Source organism: Fibrobacter sp. UWH6, from assembly GCF_900142465.1.
GTDB lineage: Bacteria > Fibrobacterota > Fibrobacteria > Fibrobacterales > Fibrobacteraceae > Fibrobacter.
On record NZ_FRAX01000015.1, the window covers coordinates 69,067 to 88,762 of the forward strand.

Here is a 19,696-nt window from a genome sequence, read left to right on the forward strand (position 1 = left end):
AACGGAAGCTGAACTTTAGAAGTCGTGCCGTGCTTTTTTGTTGTCATGCCGGGCGCGATCCGGCATCTCCTTTATTATTTCTGTATCGTATTTTTGCTTAGAAATTTTCACGATACAAAATTTTCTTAATTCTTGTTAAAAATTTTGATATTCTGTGTTGCGAAATATTGATTTTTCTTTGTAACAAGGTAAATTTGGGGTCAAGGGAAAGGAGGTTCCTTTGAAAAAAATTATTGAGTACACGGATTATCGCAGGTACATCGCAGACTTCTATGTTGACCGCAAGGCACGTAGAGCCTTTACCTGGCGCGACTTTGCCAAGAGCGCAGGTTTCTCGTCGCCGGTTTACCTGAAGCTGGTTGCCGAGGGCAAGTACAACCTGAGCGAAGCCGCCGTTGACCGTGTGGCCGCTGCCATGGAACTGAAGGACTGGGAGGTGGATTACTTCAAGGTCCTGGTGAATCTGAACCATGCCAAGGACAACGAATCCAGAAGGACTCTTTTCAATGAGATGCTCGGTATCGCTGCGGCCCACAAGGCGACCGTTGTAGAAGGTGATTCCTTCCGTTATTTTAGCGACTGGAAGAACCCTCTGCTTCGTGAATTGGCTCCTGCCATGGCTAACGCAAAGCCCTTGGAAATGGCCAAGGCCTGCATGCCTAAAATTACCGCGGCAGAGGTTTCCGAGGTTCTCGCCTTTTTGACAAAGTCGGGACTTCTCAAAAAGGAATCCGATGGCAGCTATCGTCAAACGGAGCAGTTCGTCACCACCGGCCCCATGGAGATAACTCCGTTGGCTGTTCGTGAATTGCATCATCAGATGGGTGAACTTGCCTTGGATACCATCGAGAACGTGGCTCAAAAGGAACGGCATTTTTCTGGCCTTACCATGGGGCTTTCTGAAAAGTCCTACGAAAAGGTGGTGCAGAAAATCGCCGAGTTCAGAAAGAGTGTGGCAGACATCGTCATGGCTGACGATAAAATGGAAAGAGTCTATCGCTTGAACATGCAGCTCTTTCCCATGTCTCAAAAAATTTCAGGGGAAAAGAAATAGGAGGATTATCATGAAGAAGTTGTTCAAAAAGATAGGTGCAGGCTTTGCTGCCGCAAGTGGCGCGAGCTTGATGACTGCTGCAGTCGTAGCAATGATGGGCTGTACAGACAACGGCGGCAATGTGGCCAATGGAGTTTCAGAGGAAACAAGTGTTGCCTTGAAGGTACACATTGATGCTCTTGCTAGAATTGCCACGGAGGAAAATTCAAAGGTGGTTGAAGTTTCCGGTTTACCCTTTGTTCCTAAAACAGTGAAATACTGTAAGCTAGATGAAGTTTCATTTTCTGAAACGGAGTCTTGCAGAACGCTTGACTTGGATAACGATTTTGACTTTGAATTAAACATTGACTTTCCTAAATGGAAATATGGTTTACTGACTGTGGCTGGAGAACTGAAAACTCATTCTACAAGCGAAGAAGCGAAATACCATGCCATTGTCGATGCAAACGATCTTTCGACCATAAACGTTAATGTCTTGACGGAATGGAAATATGCGGAAGTTCTTCGCCTTATTTCTCAAGGAGTAAGTGCTGTGCAAGCCTTAGATTCTGCAGAACAGGTCATTCTAAGGAAATTAGGCGTTTACGGAGAATATGAAAAATTTGAAAAAATGACTATCTCTGGAACGACCAGGTCGGATGCAGTCTTAATTGCGGCAAGTTATCTTGCCGAGACGACTAGGGAACTTGATCATTGTTCGTTTGATGAAAGTTGCCTTTTGAGGATGGCGATTTATGATTTTGACAATCAGTATTTGCTGAATGGAAGTTGTTTTGAAGAAGCCGGATTTGCTAGACCTTCCAAGGAAATGCTTCAGTTGGCAAGTGATTACGTGTCTAACTATATAGCTGTTTTGTTGGAACTCGGTCAATGTGACAACTTGAAAGAAGGCGAATTCCATGAAGTAGGCTGGTCTACCGCTGGCCCCGTATGGGGTGAGTTCGCCTCCAACACAATGTTGATGTGTCACGACGGGTTGTGGATCCGACAGATGAAGGAATACCTTCATACGGTGGGATCTATGACGGATGCTCGCGATGGACGTGTCTATAAAACGACATCTTTTATTGCGAATGGGGAAACGCAAACATGGATGTCGGAAAATTTGAAATATGCATTGAATGGAAAATCCAGGTGTCCTGAAAAAGATCCGAAAAAATGTGACGACGAGGGAAATCTTTATACCTGGCTTGAGGCGATGAATTTGGATACGACAGGCTATGTGCAGGAAGGGAATTTAGACTCCTTTTTGGGAGATTTGGCGGAGATGCTCGGTGATGATTACGCCTCAACTTATTTGCAGGAATGCGTTGAAAGTCGTTTGGATGAACTAGATAGCCTTGTAGCTTACCAAGCTTGTTCCTTGGCCGAGCTTCGGACTGATGAACTTCTTGAGACGATAGATGTTCAGAATCATCAAGGAATATGTCCCGATGGCTGGAGAATCCCGTCTAGAGAGGATTGGATGACTCTGCTGAACTTTGTTGGTTACCCAAGTGTTTATGGGGCTTGGCCGGATGTCGTGGAATTTGGGCTTGCGTCTTACGATGAATTCGTATTCATTCCTGAAAAAGAACCTAATGCTTCTGATGACAGAACCTTTATAGAAAATGATGGAAATAGAATAGGATTTGCATATCCTAGGGTATATGCCAACCATACGAATGAATTTGGTGTTCCTATGTCTGTCCGTTGCATCAAGAACTAACGCGTTTGGGGGTTCAGGGTTAGGAGGAGTCTTGGATATGAAGCGTAAGGACTACAATCCTCCTCGGATGAAAATGGTAAAGCTGAAGGCTCGCCCTCTGCTGTATTCCGGCAGCGGCCTGGACGCGCCCCCAGTAACGCAAGTCGGCTTCAACAGCCAACCCGAACTCCCCAAAGACTGTTAAGAAAGCAAGGCATCGCCTTGCTTTTTTGCATCCATCAGCAACCATCAGCATCCGGCAATCGCAGGGCGATTGCCCAGGGGGGGGGGCAAGGGGGAGTATCTCCCCCTTGTATGAAACAGACTAAATGAAAGCGGAGTCTACAGTCAGCAATCGCAGGGTGATTGCCAGTGGGTTCCAAGGGGGCCTCGCCCTTGCATGAAAAAAAAGAAGACCTCGCATTTCTGCGAGGTCTTCTTTTATTCGGGTGGATGACCGGACTCGAACCGACAACATCCAGAATCACAATCTGGGACTCTAACCAATTGAGCTACATCCACCATGAATGTGGCCCAAATATAAAAAAGCTACCCCGAAATTCAAGGGTAGCTCCTAATTTTTTTTATAAAATCTGATTTTTTTGGCCCGCGGACCCAAAAAAATTAGTCGTTCTTCATCTTGGCCATAATGCGCTGGAAATTGGCGCGCTTAAAGTCATTGCGGTGTTCTTCGCAGAAACGGGGGTAAATGTACTGCTTGGGGAACACGCGGATGCTAAAGGACTCGCCGCAGCCGTCGAGGCAGCACTTGAAGGTCAAGTCCATGGACTCGGTGTAGTTGTGGCGGAAGATGATGTTCTTGGATTCGATGTTTTCCACATCCTTCTTCTGCTTCTGGCGCTGCTTGATGTCGCGGTGCAATTCGCAGTACTTGGCGATCGGGTGACCCCAGAATTCGCGGCCGCAGCCGGGTTCCTGGCAGACTTTCAACTTGATGCGCTTCTTCTTTTTGTACTTGGGTAATTGCATAACAAACCTCGTTTAAGGGGAAAGATAGTAAAAAAAAGGCGGAAAAATGAACGTTTTGCGTTTTCGTGCGTGTATAAGTACATGCTATTCCTTAATTTGGAGGTCTGTTGATGAAAAAATATGGCTGGTTTGGTCTGTTTTGCGCAATTTTGACGTTTTTTGCCATGGTTTCCTGGGGCTGTCAATACGTGTCTGGGGGAGGGGCTGAAGAGGAGGTTGGCCGGGTGACTTTTTTGGATGTGGGTCAGGGGCTTTCGGTGCTGCTGGAATATGGAGGGCGTTACGCCCTATATGACAGCGGGCCGGATTCCGCAAATTTTATAGAAAAATTGAGGGACCACGGGGTGGATTCGTTAGACTGGGTTCTGCTGAGTCATAATCATCGGGATCATTTGGGCGGGCTGCTGGAACTGCTGGCAGATCCGTCTGGTCCGTCGCGCGATTTGTCGTCTGGTCCGTCGGACAATTCGTGGTCTGTTTCGTCGGACGGTCGCCGGGCCATTCCGGTGGGGCGCCTTATGGTAGGGCCGGATACCTCGGGAGGCATTCTGGTGGACAGCGTACTGCGCTCCGCCCGCCGGCGGGGCATTCCCATAGACACTTTACACCGCGGCGATCAAGTGTCGTTGGGCAAGGTGCTGCTGACGGTGCTCTGGCCGGTGGAATATCTGCAGGTGGGCGAAAACGGGGCCAGCGTCGTTTTGCGGGGCCGCCTTGTCGATGATGGCTCCGGGGAGTCTGCTGGGAACGTCGGGGTGTCCGCCGGCGGTACTGACGAAGGCTCGTTTCTGCTGACGGGTGATCTGGATTCGCTGGGGGAGTGCCGCCTGCTGGAGGTGACCTCGGATGTGTCGGCGGATCTTTTGCAGGTGGGGCACCACGGTTCCGTCCACAGTTCCACCTTGCGATTTTTGAGCGGGGTGTCGCCCCGGTATGCGGTTATTAGCGTGGGGGCCCGCAATAGTTACGGCCACCCCGCGGAACCTGTCCTGCGAAAGCTGCAATACGTGCTGGGCTCCGCGGCGATCTCCAATTCCGCGACTCCCTCCGCAGACGCGACAATCTCCGCGGCCGATACCGCGACGTCCCCCGACTCCGCGGATGCGGAAATTTCTGCGACAACTTCAAACTCCGCAGACGTAACGAATCTTTTCCGCACCGACCGGGAGGGCGATGTTACTTTCATGCTGGTGCCTGGCGTAGGCGTTGTACCATAGTCCCCGCGACTCTGCAACCGCCACTCCCGCGACTCTGTAACCGCCGCTCCCCCGACTCTGCAACCGCCGCTCCCGCAACTCTGCAACCGCCGCTCCCGCGACTCTGTAACCGCCGCTCCCCCGACTCTGCAACCGTCGCTCCCGCAACCTTGAGAATGTGTTTTTTTTCGGATTTTACTAACCAAATGGCCTTTTTACGAGCGCTTGGTTAGTAGTTTTGTGAATAAATTAACTGTTTTTGTGGCGAAATTAAACGTTGTTGCGGGAGATATGGCCTTTTTTGAGGTTTGTGGGTGGTAAAAATCCCCAATTTGCTTGTTTTGTTTGCGAACAAACTAAATATTTGCTAACCGAAAGCCCTTTTTCCTTCATTTGGTTAGTACTTTCCCCAAAAAATGCCTTTTTGAAAAGCCTTTTCGCGTTTATCGTAAAAATCCTACGCGGGCCTGGAAGTGGCATTTGGCCTTGAGAGGGTTTTTCTTCATTTCTTCGGCGTTCATGCCAAAGAGTACGGCGTGGTGCTTGGAATCCCTGAAGCGGACGATGTCGACCTTTTCGTCAAGGGGAATCTGATGGATGTAATTCATCTGGATGGAACGGATGCCGCGGTCCTTGACTTCTTCGCGGGTCAAGGCGTCCAGAACCCAGTCCACATAACGGCAGTGGTTGACGTGATGGTTGATGTCCAGGTCGGTGTTGCGGCCCTGAACCTGGTCCACAACCTTGGGGAACAATCCCATAGAAAGGATGTCCAGCTTGGAGGGCAGAGCTTCGCGGCCTTCTTCGATGGGCAGGGGGAAGGGGCTGGTAGATGGGGGGACTGCCTTGCCGGTTTTCAAGTCCACCAGCAGCCAGGAGGAGGTGCCTTCGACCAGGATGTTGCCGCGGCCATCGCAGACCCTGTAATCCTTGTATATTACTTTGTCCTTATAGTTCTCCTTGGCCCAGGTGCTGACCAGCAGTTCTTCGCCTAAAACGGGAGTGTGGTTCAGGCGCAACTTCATGCGGGTCACGACGCAGCCGTAGCCGGCCTTCATCATGTTCCATAAGCCATAGCCCTTGCGTTCGGCATCTGACAAGGCGGCTTCTTCGGTAAACTGAAACAGCCTAGAAAGTTTGAGGCGATTGTGTTCATCGCAGTCCGAAAAGCGTACGGTAAATTTCAGCTCGGTGATTTCGTCGGTGTCGTCTTCGTCGGAGTTTGGGGCGGTGCGGGTGGCGTTTGCCATGAGCTCCGGGCTGATGGGGGTTACGGCGATGGACGAGGCGTCAAACCCCTGGGATTTTTTCGCGGCGGTACCTGCGACTTCGACGGCACCATCTGCTGTGTTTGCGGTACCGGCCTGCTTTTTTTTACCAAATAGCTTTTCAAAAATCATTAAATCCTCGCAGTGTGACGTCGCTCTCGTTAGACCCTTAAATGCTTGCAACATCACAGAAAAATTCCTTCACAATTTATAAATTTGTGCCCATGGTAGAAGCATTTTCTCGTCCCAGTTCGTTACAGTTGCCGGCACTCAGTTCTTACAATGGTGAAGTTCGAGTCCCCGGATCCAAGAGTATTACAAACCGTGTTTTCCTTATTTCGGCATTGGCCCGCGGAACCACAAAGCTGCATAACCTTTTGCGCAGCGATGATACCCGCTACATGGGCGAGGCCCTCAAGGAACTTGGCATCAAGATCGAAATGTCCGACGACTATACCGAAGCCACTGTGGTGGGCAACGGTGGTCCTATGGATGCCCCCGAAAATGTAGATGGCGATTATGTGGCAGACCTTTATTTGGGTAATGCCGGTACCGCCATGCGCTCCCTCTGTGCGGCCCTTACCTTGGGCAAGGGCGAATTCCACCTGAGTGGTGAGCAGCGCATGAAGGAACGCCCCATCCGCGACCTGGTGGATGCCCTGGGCAGCCTTGGCGCCGACATCACCTACATGGAAACGGTTGGATTCCCGCCGGTATGCATCCGCTCCAACGGCCTGAAGAGCGGTTCCGTAAGTGTTCGCGGCAATATTTCTAGCCAGTATTTGACCGCCCTTCTGATTTGCGCCCCCTACGCCATTGGCGAAGAAGGTTCCGAACTCCACATTCATGTAGAAGGTCAGCTGATTTCTGCCCCCTACATCCTGTTGACTCTGGATGTGATGAAGCATTTCGGCATCGAAGTGCGTCACGATGGCCTGACTGATTTTTACGTTCCCAAGGGCGTTTATGTAAGCCCCGGTGACTACATGGTGGAAGGCGATGCCAGTTCTGCCAGCTACCCGCTTGCCGCCGCCGCTATCGCCAAGGGCAAGTGCCGCGTTCTGGGCGTGGGCAGCGAATGCCGCCAGGGTGACGTGGCCTTTGTGGAAGTGCTCAAGAAGATGGGTGCTAAGATTACCATGGGCCCCGACTGGGTGGAATGCGAAGGCGCTCCGTTGCATGCCTGCGATATGAACCTGAACGACATTCCCGATGCCGCCATGACCGTTGCCGTGCTGGCCCTGTTTGCCGACGGCCCCATGACCATTAGCGGTATTGCCAGCTGGCGTGTCAAGGAAACCGACCGTATCGCCGCCATGGCTGCTGAACTTCGCAAGGTTGGCGCCCAGGTGGTAGAAACCAACGATTCCATTACCGTGACCCCGCCGGCCAAGCTCAACGAGAACGTAGCTATCGAAACTTACAACGACCACCGTATGGCCATGTGCTTTAGCCTGGTGGCCCTGGGTGGTGTGCCGGTGAAGATTATGGACCCGGCCTGCGTGAACAAGACTTATCCTAAGTACTTCGAGGATTTCAAGAAGTTGGCTAAGTAATTCGGTGTGTTTGGATTAGAAAAAGTGAATAAGATCTTTGGATTTTTTCTGCTGGTTGTTTTCTCGGTAGCGGCTTTTGCCGATCCCGAGCTGCATGCGGTGCCTGCCAAGGATACTCTGTCTCTGTGGGTTATGGACGACGGTGTCAATTCAGGGTTTGCCCTGCAGAAGATTACCCGTAAGTATTCCCAGCAGACAAAGAAGCCTGTAAAGGTTCGCTTCCTGAATTGGGGCGAGGCTTTTGACGAATTGCAGCGCGTGTTTGCTATGGACTCTTCTGAGGTGGAAGCTTCTGGTGCCGAAGTCCCTGACGTTGTGCAGTTGGGCTCCAGCTGGGTTCCCTACTTTGCCGATGCTGGTATGATTTCCTCCATTGATTCCCTTCTGGATGTTGTGGACTCCACACGCTTCTATAGCGAGGCTATGAAGGCGACTCACGTTGGACGTGGCAAGGAAACTTACGCCCTGCCATGGTTCCTGGATGTGCGCGGCTTGTTCGTGAATGAACGTCTGTGGCTTTCTATGGGCTTTAACGATGAAGATGTAGAGAACTTCCCTGAATTCTATGGAACATTGCGTTCCGTGGCCAAGGCTCAGCTTAAGAATGGTTACGGTCGTCCTGTGACAGCTTTTGAATTTGGTGTACGCGAAGACTGGACGGCTCAACAGCAGATGGCTCCGATCCTGTGGAGTTTTGGTGGTGACCTGGTGGTGGAATGCGAGGTCCACGAGAACGATTCCTCTAGATTCTCTGGCTATCGCAGCGCCCTGGTGGATTCTGCTTCCCTGGTAGGTTTGCGTCATTATCTCAAGTTTGTCCGCGACCAGGAAATTTCTCCTAACGGTCTTCGCGAAAATTCCAGTCAGATTGCCGACCGCTTTGTCCGTTCCGAAATGCTCATGATTCACGGGACCTCCGAAATCATCCGCAAGATGGAATTCGGTAGTGATGTGGGTGGCCTTATGGAAAGTCCCCTGGCTAAAGATGGCATTGCTGTCATCCCTTCTCCTAAGGGACCTGCCGGTCGCTTTACCTTCGTGGGCGGAAGTCATCTGGCTCTCCCGAAGCTTCTGTCTTACAGGTCTGCCCAACGTCAGAAGGAAGCTGCGGATTTGTTCCTGTTCCTGCTCCGCGCCGACAACGTGGACCAGTATTCCCGCCAGATCGGTTTCTTGCCGGCAGACCGCAGCCTGATCCACCTGTGGGCTCAGGACTCCCGCTATTACCAGTTGATTAATGGTCTCGAAAAGGATGGCCGCAGCTTCATTAACATTCCTGAATGGCGTGAAGTTGAAGTGGTCATGAACAATATGGTGGGCCGCATTGCCAAGTCCCTGGCAGACACCAGCTGTGATGAGTCCGATGAAATTCCTCGAGTGGTTCTTGCCGCACACGAACAGATTGATAGCCTGCTCCGCCACGAAAGCGGCCTAGACCGAGATTCCTTATGGGCTTGTATCCGCCTGGCGTTGATGCAACCTGTAGAAGAACATGAAAATGAAATCCGCGAAGAACCTCAGGAAACAGAACGTCCCCTGTTTGTCGTGTTAGTTGCTGCCGCGGCTCTTGTCCTTGTTGTTGTCGTTATTGTTGTTGTCTTGCGCCGCAAGCGTTGATGCCTGTACGGTTCCCTGAATATGAAGCTTTTCTCTAGCCTTAAGAATTTTTCGATGGCCCGCAAGATGACGGTGCTCTCGATGTTCCTTTGTGTAAACGCCCTTGCCGGTTTTGACCTGGCCCCTTTCCAGTCTTATGTGGATTCTGTTGTGCCGGGTTCCCGTTTCGGTCTTTCGATCCGTTCTGTAAAATCCGGTGTGGAACTGGGTCAGATTCGCGGCTCCGAAAAGTTTACTCCGGCAAGTACATTAAAGACTTTGACTACGGCTACGGCCCTGCATTTTCTGCCTCTGGATTATGAACCCAAGACCGAGATTTCTCTGTTGGGCAGTATCCAGAAGAACAAGGGTATGGATGGCTATGACCTGAAGCCGGTTTTCGTAGGAACCGTAAATGTTCGTGGAGAAGGGGATCCAAATTTTTCGGGACGCTATTATGCGGATCCCTTTGACGCCCTGTATGCCATGGCTGATTCTATCAAGAGCCTTGGGATTGATACTATCCGCGGAAACTTGAATTTGGATACCAGTTATTACACTGGCCCCTGGAAGGCTGAGCATTGGCGCAAGAATTTTTATGATGCCTGGTACGGTGCAGAAATCGCTCCCCTGAACTTTAATGACAACTGCACCATGATCCGCTTTAAGCCCGGTGCAAAACCTGGTGATCGTGCTATTGCCGAAATCGTTCCCGATGTAGGTTATGTGGTTCTCAAGAATGAACTGCAGACGGTTAAGGGGCGTTCCAAGAGATGGACATGGGCTCTGGATCCGGTAAAACCCGAGATAGTCCTTGGCGGTACCATTGGCACTAGCATTGATTCCAATCAGCTGGTTCTTCCTGTGCGAAATCCGGTGGCTTATTTTAGGGCAGCCCTGATGCACGCCTTCAAGGAAAAGGGCCTCAGCTACGTTCCCGATAGCACGGTTACTCCCGGTATCGAGATCAAGAAATTCACCTTTAGCGCCGCTCCACTGTTGAGTATCCTTGACGAAATCAATCAGCGCAGCCAGAACTTCCACGCCGAAGCCTTGTTCCGCAATCTTGGCGCACAGATGGCTGGGGAAGGAAGCGTCGAAGGCGGCAAGGCTATGGAACGCAAGTTCCTTGCCGAAATGGGAATAGACTCTACCCACTTTGAAGTGTGGGACGGTTGCGGACTTTCTCCCAAGAACAAATTGCTGCCCTCTACAGAAACTTTGTTGCTGACAAAGATGGCTCGTCATCCCAAGGGCAGTTATTATATCAACAGTTTTGCTGGCCCTGGCGCTGGTACAGGTAGCAAGCGTCAGCTGGATAATCCCTATCCTTGGCTTACCCGCTTCAAGACAGGATTCATTGGTGAAGCCCATGCCTTGGTGGGTTATGTGTTCCCCATGGATGGCGATACTCTGGCCCTGGCCATGTACCTGAATGATACCGGTAAGAACCCCGATGCCAAATTGAAAGATGTGTTGGATACTCTGTGGACCCGCATTGTCATGCAGACCAACGACAGTTACGCCTCCCTCATGGAAATGAAATCTTTGTGGTTGTCAGCCAGACACATCAAACCTTTCCATGAACGTCTGGATTACTTCTCCAAGGCTATGATCGGTAAGCCCTACTTGCTGGCCGCTATGGGCGAAAGCTATCTGGATACCATCGAGAATAAACCCTTGGTGAACATGGATTCCGTGAACTGTGTAACTTATCTGGAACATGCCTTGGCTATGGCAAGGGCCGCGGATGAAGATTCAATTTTCAATACCCTTCAGCGTATTCGCTACTACAAGGGCATTATTGATTTCGCTCATCGCAAACATTACATGATTGTTGACTGGGTGAATGGCAGCAAGTATGCCAGGGTTCTGCCTCTGCCTGGCGATACCATTATTCAGCGCACCATGCCCAAAAAGGAATTCTTTAAGGCGAAGGGCATTACCCGTAAGAGGGACGACGAACCCACAGACCTTCGTTACCTGCCTTATGACAAGGCTATGGTTCTGATGTCTCGTGCCTACGAGGGTCCCTTTACTGTGGTTGGAATTGCCTTTGTGGCCAAGTCCGAAAAGATCGACGTGACCCACACCGGATTCGTTGTGTTGCGTCCCGGTCAGTTGCCGCAGCTACGCCACGCCTCTTCCTTGCAGAAGCAGGTGGTGGAAGTTCCCCTTACAGATTATCTTGAAAGTCGCCGCGGAAAGCTTCCTGGCATAGTTCTCTTCGAATTTATTCCGCAGTAGTTTCGGTTGCCTTTTCGTAGCTGGTCAGGTTGATCTCTTCGTTGGCGAAGAGGCCGCGCTGGGCCATCAGTTCTTTCTGCAGCCTCTTGGCTCCAGGGAGGAATGTGGCTACGGTAATGCCGCCCGATGCAAGGGCCCCGATAAAGGGAATTGCCTTGCTGACGGCCTGGGCGAATCCCTTCTTGGTTAGCTTAATTCCCAGCATCTTTGCAATGGGTTTTGCCATCTGGAAAATGGCAGTCTTGGTCAGCGCCTTCTTGGGGAGCTGTTCCAGGGCCTGCTTGGCCAGCTTTTGCGCCAGGGAGTGGATGGCCTGGGATGCCGACCCTGCGCCCATGACCGTTCCCACGAAAATGGTCATCATGTCGAGGGCCACGTCAGAAAGTTCGCCGCTGTCGTTGTCAACCATATTGGGGAATCCATACAGGTAGGCCAACTTCTGCGAGAGTACCAGCACATGAAAATAGTACTGTGAAAGGTCGGCGGGAATAGTGCCCAGCATGGCGATGCCGCCGGGGATTCCTGCAACAGCCGAGGCGGATGTGACGGCGATGGTGTGGTTACGGATGCATGCCGTTGCAACGCGATCGATCACGTCTTCGTTGACAATGGCGTAAGGACGTTTCGAAGGGATCATGTCCAGCTGTTCCTGGGTGCAGTAAAGCTTGAGTTCCTTGGTCAGGTACTCGTTCCTGTCGACCCTGATTCCAGGGAGACTTGCTGTTTTCTGCAAAAATCCATTCCAAATTGCGACGGCGTCGGCCATTGAATCCTCCGAGTTAATTCACTAGAGAATAATAACTATGTGAACGCACATTTTGAACGTCTAACGGTAAAATAAATGATAAGAGTGTTTTAGAACACTATAAAACACCTTTAAAAGGCGGGGGGGGGGAGAAAAAATCCGTTAAAAATCGAAGGCCAGAATGGCCACCATCTCGTGGAGGGGGCTTTCTTCGCTGTCGTTTTTGGTGGCGCCGGATTCAAAGGCAGTCCATGCATCGGGGGCCCAACCGTAGGCATTCATGGTCAGTTCCTTGCCCATGGCAATTTCGGCGTTCTCGATTTCTTGCCATTGGATTTTGCCTGCGGGGGCCTTGTAGTACCTGAGCATGCCCAGTGCTTCCATGGATTCGGGGTAGTCATCTACCAGCTGGTAAACGCAATCCTTGTAGGATTCGCCCTTCAGACGGATCACGCGGTATAGCCTTTTGCGGCCCAGGAATTTTGTCAGGTCCGCCTGATTTACCATCACCTTGGCGCTGCCTCCGAAAAAGAAGGCCAGCTCCCGAAATACTTCGGAAGATTCGTCCATAAGGGGCGAAAGTTTCTTGATGAGGGCTGTGGCGTCGTTGATGCTCATATCACAAGGATAGAAAAAATCCGCTCGCCGGATTTGAAATGCAGCGAGCGGACTTTGATTTGGAGGAGTAGACTTGTTTTGTATTAGTAATCGCAGTGGACTCTGAAAGAACCGGATTTCAAGATGAAGGCGATTGCGGAGCCGGATGCGTTCTCGTTGGAACTTGCGTTGAAGAATCTGCTGTAGTTTACGTTTCCGTAAAGGGTGTTGGAAATCGTGCTGTAGTTCACTTCTGCGGATGTCTTGCTCGTGACCCACATGCCTTCGCTTTCTTCGTTCTGGGCCCTGAATGTTACAAAGGAACGACCAACCTTGTTGCACATGTAGGTCAGGTAGTAAGTGCCGGGGCGGGTGAAGGTATATCCGGTCATGTTGTCCAGAATATAGCCGCAAGCCACTTCCTTTACCGTATTGTCGGAGTTCTTCAGGGTCACCCTCGTCTGACCTTCGTATTCGTAGGGGGCCAGGGCACTCATGCCGTCGGCAGAGGTGGATTCCACACCATCCCAGGTATAGCTGGTAATGGGGGCGTAGGACTGGCAACCGCTCAGTTTCCAGGCGCGATGGGTATCGGTGGTGTTTTCGGTATCTTCGGTACAGGCACAGTTTCTGATCTGGGATGCCTTTACCTCTACATAACCGCCGCATCTTTCGTAACCATTTCCGTTGATGGAAAGCTTGGAGTAGAACGTTCCGATGGTGTCGTAGAACACGTTGGCGGTTACAATACCGTCGTTGCCGGTAGCATCATAAGAGGCCATGGTGGCACCGGGGAACTTCCATTCGTAAACGGAATTGAGAATGTCTACGATAGAGGAAGTTTCGTTGGCGTCGAACTGGAACTTGACGGAATCTCCATGGTATATAGTTGTCATACAACCAACGCATCCAGGATAGTATGCTCCGCAGTATCCGCTTACGACTCCCGGTTCCACGCTGTAGCTGTAGGCGGGCTGGGGGTTCACCGTCACTTGGGCAGCGCTACTGGTGGGAGCCTTGGAACTGGAGGAAACATATACGATGACCGGTTCGTAGGTGATGCTGGTCTGGGTTCCGTTGGTGTAGTTGTTATAGATGGTGGCTTTGATCGTGCTGGTATCGGTACCGCAAACAACGGTAAGGGTGGAGTCCGAGGAATTCAGGATGCGACACCCAACGCCATCCGTTCCGTTGACTCCATCTTGGCCATCCCTGCCATCCTTACCGTCTTTGCCGTCGGCACCGTTTGTGCCGTCCTTCCCATTTACACCATCTTTACCATCGGCGCCGTCTTTACCGTCAACGCCATCCTTGCCATCTACGCCGTCGCGGCCGTTCAGACCGTCTTTACCGTCAACGCCATCCTTGCCGTCAACACCGTCACGGCCGTCTTTACCGTCGACGCCATCCTTACCATCTACGCCATTTGCGCCATCAAGGCCGTCGCGACCATTGTAGACCGCCACCACGGAGGTGTCGCAAATGACGTAGATGCCGGAGCCATCGGGAATAGGAGTGGTCTGGCAGGAGGTGCCGTCCTTACCGGCTTTGCCGTCTGCCCCATCTTTACCATCCTTCCCGTTCAGGATTACTCCGGACTTGTTGCCGCAAGTCACTGTGTAGCCGAGGTTGCTCTCGAGCTCCATCAGGTCGCAGCCCGCCAACTCCTGATTGCCGGTATTTGTTCCAGACGTATTCACCTGGCTGTTAGTCAACACTCCGACTAGGGTTCCATTGCAAATGACATGGATGCCGCTAGACACACTAACCATGGAACAGGTGGGAACGCTCTGGACATTGGTTGCGGTCGAGCCGGAGACTGTGCCCGATGCCGTAACGTTTGCCGTAATCTCGCCGTTGGCGTTAACTGCCTGTTCTGCGTTGATCAAGTCTTCGTTAGAACAGGCTGCAAGGAGCATGGCCGAAGGCAATGCTGCCATCAGCACTTTTCGTGATGTTAAAATTGGGAAAATCATGAAAGGCTCCTTGTCAAAAGTATGCTATGTAATATATGCTGACATAAAGCCCTTTATAATGGAAAAGTCCCAAAGCCCTATTCTCAAGTGGAACAGTAGCTGTAAAAAATGAAAGGTTTACTTGACACCGCTCACACTCAAAACGATAATGCTTTTGAGGTGCGTGTATGTCTGAAAACTTTCGCCGGTTTAAGTTCGGGTCAAAGAATCTCTATGGCGTCTGGAGACTTTTGAGGGGCGTGGGTATCGTACAAGGCTGTCTACCTGGAGAAGACATAATGAGCGTCGGTTTCTACAGCGAGGTTGTAGGACATCATACGAAGCGAAACATTGAACGCCTCGTAAGTCAACTGGTTGATTTTCGTCTAGGTATGGCGCACCTGTACAATATTCAACAAGAAATCAAGGGCGATTGGAATGGCTTTATGGAGTATCGCTTTTCGGAAAAGTGGAAGCGCAAGCGAACTGCAAGCTATGGGGACCTTCTCAAGGTCGTTGCCCCCCATGAACGAGGTCAGCGGTTTGTACGAGATTTTCCGGAATATGAACGCATCTCGTTTCTAGAATTTAACGATTCCTTTTTATCTCCGAGAATCCAGTCTTCTGATTATTGGGCGGAACATAAGGCGGGGCGAATTGACGGTTATACTTTGGGTGATTCAGAAACCTTTTCTGCCTATGGTATTTTCCATCGCTTGATGGAGACGGCTGCGTACCTGCCTAATTGCCCTATGGCAAAAATCTTGTACCCTAGGACCTATAGTTTCCTGTGTGGTCAGGAAACCAAGTCGACCAGTCGGTTTAGACTCAAGTTTGTAGCGACTTGTAACGACACCACTCCGCGGGGCCTGCTAAAAATGGCCCGTCATTTTGTGGAACACTACTATGCAGATACTGGAGATTCCCGCATAAAAGTTGAACATGATTTAGATACGGTACAAGTGTCTGATGTCTGTTTCTATTCCTGTGATCCATATGAAGGAAAGCCTGCAGATGAAAATGACTTTTGGGGTGACTTTGTCAATTATTTTGAGTGGGATTACGATTCCGACGGTAATATTACCTTTGTTGAATTCGTCTGCTCTGTTGAAAGTCGTGGTTACCTGGTAGGCGGAACCGAACTTTCCAATGATTTAAGTCGATATAAAGGCGGGGTATATATGGACTTTTCGAGGGCGGATTTTTTTCAGTTTTTTCGCGACCTGTTTGAACATCCTCTTGAACTTTGTGTGAGTGACTGTTTCCTGATGACCGTTCCGACCCTAGAGGAATATAGGGATTTCAAGTACAAGCAGTACTTTGGTGACGTATGGTGTCTTGAAAATATGCTGAGATGTTTCTGTGATTTTGGGACAATAAATGAGTGGAATCTGCTTTCGCCCTTGCTTAAGATCATGCAGGCCGGTGCGCCTAAAAATTGCCACTTGAAAATTGATTATCGGGGATGGCATAGCCCCGGTGTTTTGAGTTCTCCTGGGGATTATGAGACGTTCTTTGAAACAGTGGATTCCTGGATCCATATTTTGCAATCTCTTTTGGATAATTGGGATCTTGTTCGCTCCCGCAAGGAACTTGCGAAAAAAATCACAGATGTGGTATCGCTAGATCCCTTGTTGTATACGGATTCCGACGTCGAAGAGGTTGTAATATACGCTAACGGTCTGATTGAATAAAAAGTTTTTATCTTTTTTTGCAATCATCGTTATTGCGTATTATTATGAGTGCTCGTATAAAGTTTACTGTTCTCTTTTTGCTTTGCCTGGTGGTAAATTCCTTTGCAACCTATGTGGCTGTTCTGGAGACAATGTCTAGTACGGGTGCTCTTGGCCTGTCCGAAAGAATGTACCTGACCGATAAGCTCCGCGAAATTGCCAGTCGTACCTTGCCTGCCTATATGGATTACACCATCATGACTCGCGAGAACATCAACGCCATGCTGCCTCCGGGTAAGACGATTGAGGAATGTGAAGGTTCGTGCCTGGCTGAAACTGGCCGAAATATTGCCGCTGACTTTATTGCCCAGGGGCGTATCGGAATGTTCGGTCAGCAGTTGACCTTGACTGTGGAACTCTACGAAACCGCATCCAATAAACTGGTGGGGAGCTTTACCGCCCGTAAGCCCGATGCGGAGGGCCTCATCGAAGATATCGAAGAAAAGGCCCCAGAACTTTTTGAACTGGTGAAGGGCGGACCCGCAGGTGTGCCGGCTTCCAAAGCCGACGATTTTCGTAGCTATGTGGTGGATGTGCAAACGGATCCGGTTGGTGCCTTGCTCAGTGTAGATGGAAAGCCTCAGGGGTCCTGTAAGAATACTCCCTGTAACGTGTATTTGACTCCCGGACGTCATCGATTCCTTTTTGTTAGTGAAAATTATAAGGATCTGGATACGGTCGTCGATGTAAGGCAGGATAATCAGAAATTGTGGGCTTCTATGGAGGCTAACTTCGGCACGATTACGGTGGCTCCTGTGTTTACGGATAATTACGAGGCTGCAGGCCATTTACGGGTGACTGTAAATGGCAAGACTCAGAGCGGCTCCAAGTTTAGATTGGCTCCCGGCAATTACAAGATTGCAGTTTCTCATCGCTGTTACGAAACGCGTGAATCTACGGTGAACGTGTCTAACGGAAGTAAGCTGAAGTTTAGCAAGGCTCTAGATGTGGCCATGGCTGGTATTACTATCGAGTCTGCTGAAAATGGAAATTGGGATGATCCGGAGCCTGTGTACGTGAATGGGGTTCAAGTGGGTGTAACTCCTTATACGGGGCAGGTTCCCGTTTGCGCCAAGATCCAGATGGGCGTACGCAAGGAGACCATGGTTACTGACCTTAAACCGGGCCAGAAGAACCGCTATGTGTACAAACCCTCAAAATACTCGTCTGTTTACGGAAAAGAAGACTACCAGGCTTCTCACCTGGACGCACCGGTAAAGGCTTCGACCTTTGATGGATCGGGTATGCCCAAGGATACAATCGGTCGTGAAACCAAGTTGTTCTTTAACGTTTCTTTTGGTGGATTGCTTTATACAAGCAACGGAGAGGAGCGTTCTGACACGGATTTTAAATTTGGCTTAGGTTTTGAATATGACCTGGCCACCAGCCGCCGCTTTGTTTTTGGCCTCGGATTAGGCATGTCTTTTGAAACGCAGAATATTCAATACGATATCTACAATAGCAACAGCTCCTATTATGGCGACTACTATTATTATAGCGACTATGTTAGCTATAGTGATGATGTGCAACTGATAAACATTGATGCCTTCTGTGTGCTGGGCGTGGGTTGGGCAGGTTTTAAATTCTTTGCGAGGGCCGGCTTAAGCTTTAATGTAAGTATGGAATATGGAGGCATGTTGGATCTAGAGTCAGTCCCTGCGGTGGGCATGTTTGAATTGGGTTTCAGGTTTGCAAGGAACCATGAATTCTATGTGGGTGTTAGTGGAGGTGTGCTTGAAGACACTGCCCAGAACCTTACTTCCGACAACAGCATATTTTTTGGCTACCGTTACGCTCCTACCGTGGGTAGAAAGGCCTTTTAGGCCGCAATCCATCCTTGGCTGAATTTGACAAAATGGTCCCGTGTACACGATATAATGGTGTATGCGGGATCTTTTTCACATTAATGATTATATCAGGTTGAATTCGTCTGACTTTAAGGGGGAAATTAAAAGGAGACGGATCAGTTTCAACATGCCCACTCGAAATGTGCGTTACTGGATGAATCGGGCCAAGACGCCTGAGGGCTTCCGTTTCCGTCGTCTTCTAGAAGGGGAATCCTTGCTGGTTGTGGACAACAAACTCATGGTGGAACTGCCTGAATCGCTGGCTCGCGAAGAAATTGTGGCCCAGATGGTGCAATCGATTTTTGGCGAGGGTTGTACCTTGCCGATTCCCAAGACTGTGGCAGGGAACATCAAGGTTTCGCTGAAAGTGGATTCTTCCAGCGTAAAGTGGGTGTTTAGCGGCCGCGTGGTGACCGTGACTTTTGATTCCTCGGTTTCGCTAAATCAGGCTGTTTCCAGATTGAACTCCGATGAACTTGATCGCGGCCTTAAGATTAGTTCCAATGAATTATTCGAGGCGGGATCGTCTTCGCGGGTGCTGTACGAGGTGATTGTAAATCCGGATGGGATTGAATGTATTTGTACCAAATCCGGTTATTACATCATCACTAAGTCTACCGATGAAGCGATACTTCGTCGCAAGTTCTTTCTGATGTATGGTAGAAGGTGTTTTGGTTCCATGGAGGTACTCTACAATTATGCACAGTACTTTAAGTACGGCAAATCCACCACGGATCAAAGGGATGTTTTTGAAGGCCTGAAAAGACGCCAGACTGTGGGTTGGCTACAGAACAAAAATTACTATGAGGTAAAACAGCGGGTAAAGAGTGACCAGACATTGGGCGATATGTGCAGGTATGTCAAGTCCCTTGATGGAGCGCTAGCACAGTGCCAGAAAGCTTTTGATTCGGGAGAATGCTATGGATCCGAAATGCGCTTTGCCACAACCCATGGCTATGTTGAAATTTCCTTAGAAAATAATCCTGATTTAAATGATCGGGATTACTTGCACGAAGGTCTAGAAACATTGCGCAAACGGGTTTCCCTGATGTTGAAATTTCTTGAAGAGGATCTGGCTCCCTCTGTACCGAATGCAACACTTCTAGAGAATGCACTGCTGAATTACGCCTTTACGAAGGTGTGCGCCGATCCCTTCCTGTATACAGATTTCTCTGGGGATTATCAGGTGGATTACCATGAGTTTGCAGAAGGATTGATTTAGGGG

15 protein-coding genes and 1 tRNA gene are annotated in these 19,696 nt (G+C 50.0%); 10 read left to right on the forward strand and 6 right to left on the reverse strand.

Going from position 1 to position 19,696, the window contains the following annotated elements; all coding sequences use genetic code 11:
* Positions 1-220: 220 nt before the first annotated feature.
* Genes BUB73_RS12515 through BUB73_RS17385 form a run of 3 tightly spaced genes read left to right on the forward strand, consistent with a single transcriptional unit; the run spans position 221 to position 2,946 of the window.
* Entirely contained in the window at positions 221-1,054 is an 834-nt protein-coding gene (locus BUB73_RS12515; RefSeq protein WP_073286283.1) for a TIGR02147 family protein, read from the forward strand.
* 10 nt (positions 1,055-1,064) lie between these two features.
* Complete coding sequence (locus BUB73_RS12520) at positions 1,065-2,762, forward strand: FISUMP domain-containing protein (protein ID WP_073286286.1); 1,698 nt, start codon at positions 1,065-1,067, stop codon at positions 2,760-2,762.
* A gap of 31 nt (positions 2,763-2,793) precedes the next feature.
* On the forward strand, positions 2,794-2,946 hold the full coding sequence (locus BUB73_RS17385; RefSeq protein WP_170932318.1) for a hypothetical protein: 153 nt from the start codon (positions 2,794-2,796) through the stop codon (positions 2,944-2,946).
* Between the two features lie 243 nt (positions 2,947-3,189).
* Here BUB73_RS17385 and BUB73_RS12525 read toward each other — a convergent pair.
* Both BUB73_RS12525 and BUB73_RS12530 read right to left on the reverse strand, forming a co-directional pair.
* Positions 3,190-3,263, reverse strand: a tRNA-His gene (locus BUB73_RS12525).
* Between the two features lie 102 nt (positions 3,264-3,365).
* Positions 3,366-3,731, reverse strand: a complete 366-nt coding sequence (locus BUB73_RS12530; protein ID WP_073159815.1) for a hypothetical protein — start codon at positions 3,729-3,731, stop codon at positions 3,366-3,368.
* A gap of 110 nt (positions 3,732-3,841) precedes the next feature.
* Between BUB73_RS12530 and BUB73_RS12535 the strand changes: the two genes are divergently transcribed.
* Positions 3,842-4,948, forward strand: coding sequence for a ComEC/Rec2 family competence protein (locus BUB73_RS12535; RefSeq protein ID WP_073286289.1), 1,107 nt, complete (start codon positions 3,842-3,844; stop codon positions 4,946-4,948).
* Between the two features lie 422 nt (positions 4,949-5,370).
* Here BUB73_RS12535 and BUB73_RS12540 read toward each other — a convergent pair whose 3' ends face one another.
* Complete coding sequence (locus BUB73_RS12540) at positions 5,371-6,327, reverse strand: acyl-[acyl-carrier-protein] thioesterase (RefSeq protein ID WP_249269379.1); 957 nt, start codon at positions 6,325-6,327, stop codon at positions 5,371-5,373.
* 92 nt (positions 6,328-6,419) lie between these two features.
* Between BUB73_RS12540 and aroA the strand changes: the two genes are divergently transcribed.
* The 3 genes from aroA to dacB are packed head-to-tail and all read left to right on the forward strand — an operon-like array spanning position 6,420 to position 11,594.
* Entirely contained in the window at positions 6,420-7,751 is a 1,332-nt protein-coding gene (gene aroA, locus BUB73_RS12545) for a 3-phosphoshikimate 1-carboxyvinyltransferase (protein WP_073159818.1), read from the forward strand.
* A 24-nt stretch (positions 7,752-7,775) separates the two neighbouring features.
* The gene (locus BUB73_RS12550) at positions 7,776-9,368 is read left to right on the forward strand and encodes an extracellular solute-binding protein (RefSeq protein ID WP_139259213.1); all 1,593 of its coding nucleotides are present in this window, start codon (positions 7,776-7,778) and stop codon (positions 9,366-9,368) included.
* Between the two features lie 21 nt (positions 9,369-9,389).
* Complete coding sequence (dacB, locus tag BUB73_RS12555) at positions 9,390-11,594, forward strand: D-alanyl-D-alanine carboxypeptidase/D-alanyl-D-alanine endopeptidase (protein WP_083539768.1); 2,205 nt, start codon at positions 9,390-9,392, stop codon at positions 11,592-11,594.
* Here dacB and BUB73_RS12560 read toward each other — a convergent pair.
* The 3 genes from BUB73_RS12560 to BUB73_RS12570 all read right to left on the reverse strand — a co-directional run bounded on the left by BUB73_RS12560 (position 11,581) and on the right by BUB73_RS12570 (position 14,912).
* Positions 11,581-12,360, reverse strand: coding sequence for a hypothetical protein (locus tag BUB73_RS12560; protein WP_073235962.1), 780 nt, complete (start codon positions 12,358-12,360; stop codon positions 11,581-11,583). The genes dacB and BUB73_RS12560 overlap by 14 nt on opposite strands.
* Positions 12,361-12,501: 141 nt before the next feature.
* Positions 12,502-12,957 (reverse strand): hypothetical protein, encoded by a 456-nt coding sequence (locus tag BUB73_RS12565; protein WP_073235959.1) that lies wholly within the window; start codon positions 12,955-12,957, stop codon positions 12,502-12,504.
* 83 nt (positions 12,958-13,040) lie between these two features.
* Positions 13,041-14,912, reverse strand: a complete 1,872-nt coding sequence (locus BUB73_RS12570) for a collagen-like domain-containing protein (protein WP_083539769.1) — start codon at positions 14,910-14,912, stop codon at positions 13,041-13,043.
* Positions 14,913-15,079: 167 nt separating this feature from the next.
* Between BUB73_RS12570 and BUB73_RS12575 the strand changes: the two genes are divergently transcribed.
* The 3 genes from BUB73_RS12575 to BUB73_RS12585 all read left to right on the forward strand — a co-directional run bounded on the left by BUB73_RS12575 (position 15,080) and on the right by BUB73_RS12585 (position 19,693).
* Positions 15,080-16,585: a hypothetical protein gene (locus BUB73_RS12575; protein ID WP_073286300.1), complete on the forward strand. Its 1,506-nt coding sequence runs from the start codon at positions 15,080-15,082 to the stop codon at positions 16,583-16,585.
* A gap of 44 nt (positions 16,586-16,629) precedes the next feature.
* Positions 16,630-18,447, forward strand: coding sequence for a PEGA domain-containing protein (locus BUB73_RS12580; protein WP_088665507.1), 1,818 nt, complete (start codon positions 16,630-16,632; stop codon positions 18,445-18,447).
* Between the two features lie 151 nt (positions 18,448-18,598).
* Positions 18,599-19,693 (forward strand): hypothetical protein, encoded by a 1,095-nt coding sequence (locus tag BUB73_RS12585; RefSeq protein WP_073286306.1) that lies wholly within the window; start codon positions 18,599-18,601, stop codon positions 19,691-19,693.
* The last annotated feature ends 3 nt before the right edge of the window (positions 19,694-19,696 follow it).